Genomic DNA, 9,037 nt, shown 5'->3' with positions numbered 1-9,037 from the left:
CTCAGTTTCATTGATAAATCTTTTTGACTATCATTTCACGAGTGCCCACACAGATTGCATGGTCAAATTGTTAAAGAACAACTTCTTCTTTGCTTTCGCTCCGAAGAGGTGCGCCATTTTAAGGAAACAAACCCAAGTGTCAAACACTTTTTTTAATTTATTTTCTAAAGACTTACACCTTACCGAACTTTGCTTTCAGCCTTCTCTAAAGAGTGCCGTGCTCCGTGTCGGTGAGGCGGCATTATAGAGATCAGAATCGCGCTGACAAGCATAAATTTCAATTATCTTTTTGTTCGCTCAACTTTTAAACAAAAGAATTTATTTTGCTCTTTTCAGCATCAACAATGAAGCCATATCACTCATCGCCGCTTTCAAGTAGCGACGGTTAGGCTGTACTAGACAGACGATGGTTTGCTGAAAAAGTGCAAAAAGATAGGCTTGCTGGCAACGGTTATATTCAGCGACACCAAGTAACCAACGGTTATAACCGGCAAGTAACGCTCGTGGCGAGTTCAAAGCAACAGAGGCATGCCGTGCCAAGATCGTTTTCATTGCTGCAAGCCGTTTTGGCTGATCACGACTGATCGCCCCTTCCCGATTAGAAACGTAATGACAAAGCGTTCGATTCACTATTCCCACAGAACCACACTGCGCCAACTTCAACCATAAATCCCAATCGGAGGCTGAAGTTAAGCTTTCATCGAAACCACCAACCGCCATCAATGCATCATGACGCGCGATCACAGTACTGGTCCCAACCACATTCTCAGCAAAGAGCCAAGGTAAGAAGTGAGGCTCGATATGGTGCCCCTGCTGTTTACTGAGATAAGCATGAAAGCGAGGCCAAAAATCAAAACAGCTTATAATGCTCTCTCCCTCTTCAGTTACATGCTGATAATTACAAAAACTAAAGCTGAGCGTGGGGTCTAGCTGATGCAATGCTAGTTGGTGATCGAGTTTTCCTTCGAGCCACCAATCATCGGCATCTAAAAAAGCCACCAGCTCATACATGCAATGACTAATGGCTAAGTTCCTCGCCGCAGAAACGCCCAATCGATGACTATGAATGACTTTAATATCCGATTGCTTAGCCAACCATTGACGAGAACCGTCAGTTGAACCGTCATCAACCACAATAATTTCAGTATTAACTTGCTGTGCTCGTACGCTATCAATGGCTCTAGGCAAAGTGGCTAGGCAGTTATAGTTAGGAATGATCACACTTATATTCATTGGCTGCTTCATTGCTCGTCCTCTTAGCTACTCGCTTCATCATTTATTGCCAAATGATGCAAACCCTGCGCCAACGATACTGGCATTAAATTTGAATCCATCCCTATAGAGCGAAGCTAGCAAGTCGTAACTCGCCTCACACTGACGAATCACCCTACGATGCAGATGCATTCTGCAAACGCGTTGCAAATTGAGGGATACCATGAACGCCAGCCACAGTATTTTGCTTTATGCTTGCGCCCTTGTTGGTAGCAAACTTATCGGGTTGATGATGCAACCTTGGGTTACTCAATGGCTAGGTACAACCGAGTACGGTCAGCTCGATGTCTTGATAACCTTCATCACTTGTTTATCACTACTAATGACCTTTGGTCTTCCCGATGCTATTTGCCGTTTTGCGCATGACAAACAACTAAAGCAAGAGAAGGTATTAGGTAGTGCACTAGCCGGTATCTTGCTGATCGGCACCACGTTAACTGGCTTGGTGTTACTCAACTTACCTTTGGTTCAACATTGGTTACCGGGAACGCCGTCTTTATTTGCGCTAACTTGTCTAAGCGCAAATCTATTGCTCAATACCCTCTGCACTGTGCCGCTGACACGCTTGCGCCTTAACCACCAGCCCAAAACATTTGTCAAAGCACTCTTACTGTTCGCCATCAGCCAAGCAGGCTTTATTACTCTTTTAGCCCCGCTATGGGGGATAGATGGCATTATGCTGGCAGGACTTCTCGCCCAATTACTACAACTAACCATACTATGGCGTTTTTTCCCTCGTCTATATTGGGGATATACCGCACGATTGCTGCGCTATGGTCGAGCCATCACAGTTGCAGGCCTGTTAGCTTTTATAACTTTGGGCGCTGAGCGCTGGGCCATTGCTGATAGCTTGAGCTTATCTGAACTCGCAACCTATGCTATCGCGATGCAATGGGCTATGGCGGCCAGCCTAGTACTCGAACCTTTTGGCTTATGGTGGTTTCCGAAACGCTTTAGTTTTACCGACAGCGCACAAGGTTTACGCCATGCCGCAGAGATGAGCGCTCTGGGGTGCCAACTTAGTGCCTTAGTTGCAGCAATGGTGATCACCATAGGCCCTGACTTCTTACGTTTTTGGCTTCCTGCTGATTTTCATACCAGTAGCGATATCCTCCCCATTCTGGCTCTGATGATGATGGTGAAACAGGCATCAACCTATCTCAATATGGGGTGCTACCAAGAAGAAAGTGGGCGTAGTATTTTCTTGATCAGTGTGATCAGCGCGATAGGCGCACTAGCGGCGATCGTATTCCTACTCCCCTACTGGGGATTAAGTGCTTTATTGATCAGTGGTGTCGCCCTGCAACTACTTAGAGTGACCTTATTCTACGTTCGCAGCCAACAACTACTCACTTTACCTTACCAACTTCATTCGCTGGCGATCTGTTACAGCATCGTAGGCTTTATCGCCTTTTGCCACTACACAGCACCAACAATAGAAACCCCACTCGCTATTGACCCTTTATGGTTAAAGATGATCGGCATGGTGGCACTCGGTATTTACACCGCATGGCCGTGGCGGGCACAGCTTTTCGCCCTCAATAACAGGCGAGTAAAAAGCTATGACTAATCTTCAGCAAATACTGCTCGCACTTGGATGCTCACTGCTGCTGTCTCTCGCTTGGTTACAGCAAGGAATGTTAGTACTTGCCGCTGGCGGGCTCTTTCTGTTGCCAATGGTGATCCGCCATGCGTTTTGGGTTTGTTTAGGCTTTATCATTTTCTCTTATTTTCGGATCCACGAAGCTTTCCCGGTGTTGATGCCGTTTCGAATTCCACAATTGCTGGCACTCGCCAGTTTAGCTGGGCTTGGTTGGCAGTTATGGCTCAATCGTGAACGACTTCAATGGCATCCTTTGCAAACCTACCTGCTTGCTTTTACTGGCTGGGTATTGGTCTGTTGCTTACTCGCAACAAACCGTAGTGAAGCATTTGCCAACTTCAATGGTAACTACATCAAAATCATTATTATGGTGTTTGCCATTGCCTGGCTTCCTACTCAATTAAGCCAATTAAAACGAGTACCCGCCTTTTTATTGGTGTGCGGTGTTGCTATTGCCATCCTCGCCATTTACAACAAAGCCAACGGCATTGGGTTAGTCGAAGGCACTCGAGTCACCATCAGCCGAGATATTGGATCCATGTTAGGAGATCCCAACGATTTAGCGTTAGTGCTCCAATTCCCGGTCTCCTTTGCCCTTGCCTATTGCTTTAATGGTGGGAAATGGCAACGCATCACTTGCGCGCTCATTTTGCTAATTCTGGTTGCGGGCGTACTGGCGACCCAAAGTCGTGGCGGCATCCTTGGGATAGGCTGTGGTGTTTTCACCATCCTCGCCCTCAAAACACGCTCACTCGTATTACCCAGCGCCTTTACTGCGATGGGAGGATTAGCTTTGATCGCCTTAGCTGGGATCAGCGATCGTGCTTCGGGCGGCGCTGCTGAGTCAGGCGTGGATGAGTCCGCAATGGGACGATTGTATGCTTGGCAAGCTGCGTGGCGAATGGCGGTTGACCACCCTATTACAGGCGTTGGACTCGATAACTTCTACTATAACTATTACCTCTATTCCTCCCATTGGGACGGCAAAAACCACGCCGTACATAGCACTTGGTTACAGATCCTGTCAGAGACGGGGTTTGTCGGCTTGGTACTATTCCTGCTTATGATTATTGGTGCATTGAGGTTGAGCTATCAGCTATTGCGTCATTGTGAACCGACCTCGACGCCATTTGCCCAAGGACTGTGGCTAGGGCTGCTTTCCTTCTGTGTCGGCGGCTCATTCCTCACTCAAGGAACTACATGGCCGGTGTATATCTTGATAGGGCTGCTGCTGGCTTTTTATCGCTTACAGCACGCCGAAAATAACCCTATCGCTCAACCGGCACGCAACGTTATTCAGTAAAGCGGCAATGTAGGAAAGAAGCTGTGCCGTAAAAAGGAGACGCAAAATGCGCGCATTACTCAAACAACACTTAACGCCATCGCAATTTGCAACACTCAAGCAAGGAGTGGCGCGCTTACGTACCACCGCTTTCCCTGTGATCCCCGGAGTCCATCACCTGCTGTATCACTGTCACCAACTTCTCACCCAGAGCTGGCATACCTTCTGGCAAAAGTGCTATTTCACGCCACTGTTTTTATCACAGCTCAAACACGCCCCCAAACAAGTGCAACTCTACTCCGGCATGCCGCAATTATTGGGGCAACTGGACGTCGATCTTGGTGAACAATGCCGTATCTCTGGCGTCTCAACTTGGTGTGGACGCGCTTGGAGTGCACAGTCACCACAACTCATCATTGGTCACAATGTGGATATTGGCTGGCAAAACACATTAGCGGTCGGCGATCGTATTCAAATTGATGACAACGTACGTTTAGCAGGACGGGTATTCTTGGCTGGGTTCCCCGGTCATCCATTCGATCCCCAAGCTCGGGCAGCAGGTGAACCGGATTTAGCTTCGCAAGTGGGCACCATTCATTTATGCCGTAATGCGTGGTTAGGCACAGGGGTGATGGTGATGGCGGGTGTCACCATCGGCGAAAACAGTGTTATTGCCGCAGGAAGTGTAGTGACCAAAGACATTCCCAGTAATGTGCTAGCAGGCGGTAATCCGGCTCGTGTGATCAAAACCTTGGAGTACTGAAATGGAATTTATCGTTTTTGGTGAAGATTGGGGCCGCCACCCATCAAGCAGTCAGCACATTATCCACCAGCTACAGGCTCAGTATCCGGTCACTTGGATTAACTCGATCGGCTTACGCCAACCAAAACTCAAGCTCCGCGATCTCAATCGCATTATCGAAAAGCTGACCCAGCGATGGCGCCAACCAAGCCCCACCACGCCTAGCAAATCAAGCGAGAGCAAAGTACCACTCATCAATGCGGCGCCGCAGCACATCATTCGTCCTTTAGTGTGGCCGTTGGCACAACACCCACTCCTACAGACCGTCAATCGGTTATCGCTCAAGCGACAACTGCCAGCAAAGCAACAACCTAGGGTGATTTGGGCAGCTCTGCCTAGTGCGGTCGATTACCTGACGATTTGCGACAGCGATATCGTGATCTATTACTGTGGCGATGACTTTTCTGCTCTCGCAGGGGTCGACCATCAAGCAACCCAAGCCGCAGAGCAACGTTTACTTCACCGCGCCGACCTCGTTTTTGCTTGTAGTCCGACCCTGCAACACAAACTCCAGTGCCTAGCCCCCAACGCCAATATTCAACTATTGCCGCACGGGGTCGCGGTTTCGCAATTTGCAACGCCGCAATCGCCACCAGATAACATCGACCTAGATACCCCCAGCGTTGGCTTTTATGGCAGTATCGATCATTGGTTAGATATCACGCTCATAACAAAGTTAGCGACAGCCCGCCCGAACCTGAACTTCTACCTTTTAGGTCCAGTAAATTGCGATATCAAAACGCTTAAAAACCATCGCAATATCCATTTATTGCCAGCCCAACCGCACCACCAGCTCGGCCGTTATTTACAACACTGGTCAATGGCTATTTTGCCATTTACACCCTGCCCGCAAATTGAAGCCTGTAACCCTCTCAAATTACGCGAATACCTTGCGGCAGGCTGCCCAGTGATCAGCACCCACTTTCCCGCATTACAGCCATATTTGTCAGCGGTTACTGTCGCCAATAACCTCCAAACCTGGTTGCAAGCCATCGACCATTACAGCAACTGGACATCAACCGAGCGCCAGCAATACCGCCAAGCGACTCAACAGCTCGTGAAAGATGAAAGTTGGCAATGTCGTGCACAACACGTACTCAGCCAGTTACAACCACTTTTGTTATCAGCTCCACACCGCTAATTGCTCATTAAGGCACTTTTTTTGCTAACACTAAGTAAGGAGTGAAATAACCGGAGCGAAAAAGATGAGAAATAAAGGATTATGGCTCGCCGTAGGACTGACCCTGCTATTGAGCGGTTGTGCCTCAACATCGTCGACAACCCAACAACTTGAGCTCTTTTTCAGCCCAGAGCAAACCTCACTCAATGCGGAGCAACAGCGCAAAGTGAAACAGTTCTTTGACGATAATCCGTATCATCAAATCAGCGCTTACATTGCACCCGCCAATATCAGCGACCCTTTTAAAGCTTTAGTACAAAGCCAAAAACGAATGCAAGCCATTAACCGACTATCGGCTTCGTACAACATCCCGCTCCGCTTGGAATATGCCCCCAAACAAGACGCGGATACCTTGTTACTGAAAAGGTTGTAACTATGCGCCATAAAGTGTTTGCCCAGCTTTACCCACTGTTGCTTGCACTCTGGAAGCACCGTTACTTGGTGATCATTCCAATGCTTGTGATGCCTATTTTGATGACAACAGGCAGCATGCTAAAAGCCAAACGCTACTATGGCTACACCACCATTTTGGTCCAAGAAAGTGCGATGCTGAATCCATTCTTGGAAGATCTCTCTATTGCCGTCAACCTAAAGCAAAGGATCAAAGCACTGCGGGTGCTGATCCAAAGTAAATCCATTCTCGATCAAGTGATCATCCAAGCGGAATTAGCCGCCGCTGATGATCCGGTCAATGTCAGCCATTACTGCCAACTACTCAAACAAAATTTAAAACTCGAGCTCGTGGGTAATGATGTGGTGCAACTGGGGTTAACTTGGCATAAACCCGAGCAAATCCCACTACTACTTAATACGGTATCGAATGTCTTCCTAGAAAAGCTCCGAGCCCCTGGCCGTGCATCAGTCGACAGCTCAGAAACCTTTTTACAGCAGCAACTTCAAGTTACTCGTCAAGAATTGGAAGCGGCTGAAAATGCGTTGGCCGATTTCAAAACGCGCAATGCCGACAACCTGCCGCACTTACAAGGCACCAATATTCAAACCAATGCCCAACTCAATACTTTGATCCGTGAAACCGAGCTCGCGCTGCTCCACGCCCAATCACAGCGCGATAATCTCTACCAACGTCTTGCCAGTACCAATCCAGTGGTAGGAATGATGGAAGAAGCGATTGTTAAAGCCGAAGCCGAGCTCGCAATTTTGCGGGCCAGTTACACCGACCGACATTCCTCAATCAAAGCATTACTGCTGCGCCTGAATCGCCTGAAAACCGAACGCGGCAAATTACTTGAACAGCAACAATCGCTAACTTCGCAAGAAATCAGCCAACTATGGCAGCGTGTTGCCAACCAATCGCATACCAGCGATAGCAAATCGCAACCCATACTGCTTAGCCAATTTGAAAAACTGCAACAAGCTGAAAACCAAATAGCCGCCTTGAATGAAGAGCTCAAACTGCTCCACCAGCAAGCGCAAGAAATGAATGCCAAGCGCACCGAATACGCAGAACTTGAACAACAGTTAGCAACCTTACAACGCAACCATGAAGTAAAAGCCCGTATTTACAATCAGTTATTTGAACGTTTTGAGATGGCGAAGGTGACAGGTCAGCTAGGGCGCTTTGAAGAGCCTGACAAACTCAAAATCATTGATTATCCAAGCACGCCCAATAAACCGCTCAACTGGCCGTGGTGGATCAATTTTTGCGTAGGTATTGTCGCTGGGCTGGGATTAGGGTTGTCACTGGCATGTGTCGTGCAATTGCTTGATACCCGTTTATACCAAAGTGCCCACATTCATCGCTTAACCAAGGTACCGATTCTGATCCGCGTACCGCACTTTTCGGAGAGCCAGCAATGAGCCTTGTCACTTTACAAGTTGTACAGCATCTTCGCCCCGGTGGCATTGAGCACTTGGTATTGAACTTATTACGTTTTGCCTCACCGGGTTACCAACAGTTTGTGGTGGCACTGGAAGGCAGTAAAGAAGAAGCCATCACACAGTGGCCTGAACTCAAACCTTTTGCCGAGCGGCTCTTTTTCCTCAATAAACCGAAAGGGAAAAGCCCACTCACCGTCATTAAATTACGCCAACTCATGCTCGAACTCGGCGTAAAGGTTGTCCACTCTCATCATATTGGCCCTTTACTGTATAGTCGCCTCGCGGCACTAGGGTTAAAGGTGCGCCATATTCAAACCGAACACGATAGTTGGCATTTGAGTAATCCCAGACATCAACAACTCACTCGTTGGTTACTCAATAGCGCCAAGGTCCAATTAGTAGCAGATGCCCCCCGCGTCGCGCTTCAATTAGAAAAGCTATTAGGTCGCCCTGCGGATCACGTAATCCTCAACGGCATCGATACCGAGTATTTCTCGCCGGGTAGCCGACTGTTAGCCCGTCAAGATTTACAGCTTCCTCTTGATAAAATTCTGATTGGTTGTGCTGGTCGGCTGGTTCATGAAAAAGGGATCGATAACGCCCTTCACGCTTTAGCTTCCCTCCCCAACAATCATCATCTGGTGATTGCAGGTCAAGGCGACAAGCTCGATGAACTCCAATCCCTCGCGCAGCACCTCCAACTAGAACACCGTGTTCACTGGCTGGGCTATTGCGATCAAATGCGATTGTTTTATCGTGCCCTCGATCTCTTTACCATGCCTTCGCGTCAAGAAGGGCTTCCTTTAGCACTCCTCGAAGCCCAAGCCTGTGGCAAAAGTGTGGTGGCAACCCAGATAGGTGGCATACCGGACCTCCTCCATCCCCACTCGGGTAAATTGATCAAACCTGATCGCCCCGATCAACTCGCCAGTGCCATTCGCGATGTCTTAGCACAAAGCAATGAAGTCAGCCGTCACAACAGCGAGTTTGTCCGTGAGTGTGCCGATATCCGCACTATGGCGATCCGCTATGAAGCCATCGCATTTTAAAAACACTGAT

8 protein-coding genes are annotated in these 9,037 nt (G+C 48.4%); 7 read left to right on the top strand and 1 reads right to left on the bottom strand.

Features of this window, described 5'->3' with window-relative positions; all coding sequences use genetic code 11:
- Positions 1-318: 318 nt before the first annotated feature.
- Positions 319-1,245, bottom strand: a complete 927-nt coding sequence (locus A3K86_RS09415) for a glycosyltransferase family 2 protein (protein ID WP_084406553.1) — start codon at positions 1,243-1,245, stop codon at positions 319-321.
- A gap of 190 nt (positions 1,246-1,435) precedes the next feature.
- On the opposite strand from A3K86_RS09415, the gene A3K86_RS09410 reads away from it, so the two are divergent.
- The 7 genes from A3K86_RS09410 to A3K86_RS09380 all read left to right on the top strand — a co-directional run bounded on the left by A3K86_RS09410 (position 1,436) and on the right by A3K86_RS09380 (position 9,027).
- Positions 1,436-2,842, top strand: coding sequence for a lipopolysaccharide biosynthesis protein (locus tag A3K86_RS09410; RefSeq protein ID WP_068330651.1), 1,407 nt, complete (start codon positions 1,436-1,438; stop codon positions 2,840-2,842).
- Positions 2,835-4,178: an O-antigen ligase family protein gene (locus A3K86_RS09405; RefSeq protein WP_068330650.1), complete on the top strand. Its 1,344-nt coding sequence runs from the start codon at positions 2,835-2,837 to the stop codon at positions 4,176-4,178. The genes A3K86_RS09410 and A3K86_RS09405 overlap by 8 nt, the downstream gene beginning before the upstream one ends.
- Positions 4,179-4,224: 46 nt before the next feature.
- Entirely contained in the window at positions 4,225-4,920 is a 696-nt protein-coding gene (locus A3K86_RS23060; RefSeq protein ID WP_068330649.1) for an acyltransferase, read from the top strand.
- 1 nt (position 4,921) lies between these two features.
- Entirely contained in the window at positions 4,922-6,100 is a 1,179-nt protein-coding gene (locus tag A3K86_RS09395) for a glycosyltransferase family protein (RefSeq protein WP_068330648.1), read from the top strand.
- A 64-nt stretch (positions 6,101-6,164) separates the two neighbouring features.
- Positions 6,165-6,512: a hypothetical protein gene (locus A3K86_RS09390; RefSeq protein WP_068330647.1), complete on the top strand. Its 348-nt coding sequence runs from the start codon at positions 6,165-6,167 to the stop codon at positions 6,510-6,512.
- A gap of 2 nt (positions 6,513-6,514) precedes the next feature.
- Positions 6,515-7,957, top strand: coding sequence for a GumC family protein (locus A3K86_RS09385; protein ID WP_068330646.1), 1,443 nt, complete (start codon positions 6,515-6,517; stop codon positions 7,955-7,957).
- Positions 7,954-9,027: a glycosyltransferase gene (locus tag A3K86_RS09380; RefSeq protein WP_068330645.1), complete on the top strand. Its 1,074-nt coding sequence runs from the start codon at positions 7,954-7,956 to the stop codon at positions 9,025-9,027. Before A3K86_RS09385 ends, A3K86_RS09380 begins: the two co-directional genes overlap by 4 nt.
- Positions 9,028-9,037 lie beyond the last annotated feature (10 nt).

This window comes from Photobacterium jeanii (assembly GCF_001650345.1).
Lineage (GTDB): Bacteria > Pseudomonadota > Gammaproteobacteria > Enterobacterales > Vibrionaceae > Photobacterium > Photobacterium jeanii.
This window is presented reverse-complemented; position numbering and strand designations above follow the sequence as displayed.

Bases quoted from the DNA above. Each gene is read 5' to 3' on its own strand.
- A3K86_RS09380 (WP_068330645.1), top strand. From the start codon at position 7,954: ATGAGCCTTGTCACTTTACAAGTTGTACAGCATCTTCGCCCCGGTGGC.
- A3K86_RS09385 (WP_068330646.1), top strand. From the start codon at position 6,515: ATGCGCCATAAAGTGTTTGCCCAGCTTTACCCACTGTTGCTTGCACTC.
- A3K86_RS09390 (WP_068330647.1), top strand. From the start codon at position 6,165: ATGAGAAATAAAGGATTATGGCTCGCCGTAGGACTGACCCTGCTATTG.
- A3K86_RS09410 (WP_068330651.1), top strand. From the start codon at position 1,436: ATGAACGCCAGCCACAGTATTTTGCTTTATGCTTGCGCCCTTGTTGGT.
- A3K86_RS09395 (WP_068330648.1), top strand. From the start codon at position 4,922: ATGGAATTTATCGTTTTTGGTGAAGATTGGGGCCGCCACCCATCAAGC.
- A3K86_RS23060 (WP_068330649.1), top strand. From the start codon at position 4,225: ATGCGCGCATTACTCAAACAACACTTAACGCCATCGCAATTTGCAACA.
- A3K86_RS09405 (WP_068330650.1), top strand. From the start codon at position 2,835: ATGACTAATCTTCAGCAAATACTGCTCGCACTTGGATGCTCACTGCTG.
- A3K86_RS09415 (WP_084406553.1), bottom strand. From the start codon at position 1,245: ATGAAGCAGCCAATGAATATAAGTGTGATCATTCCTAACTATAACTGC.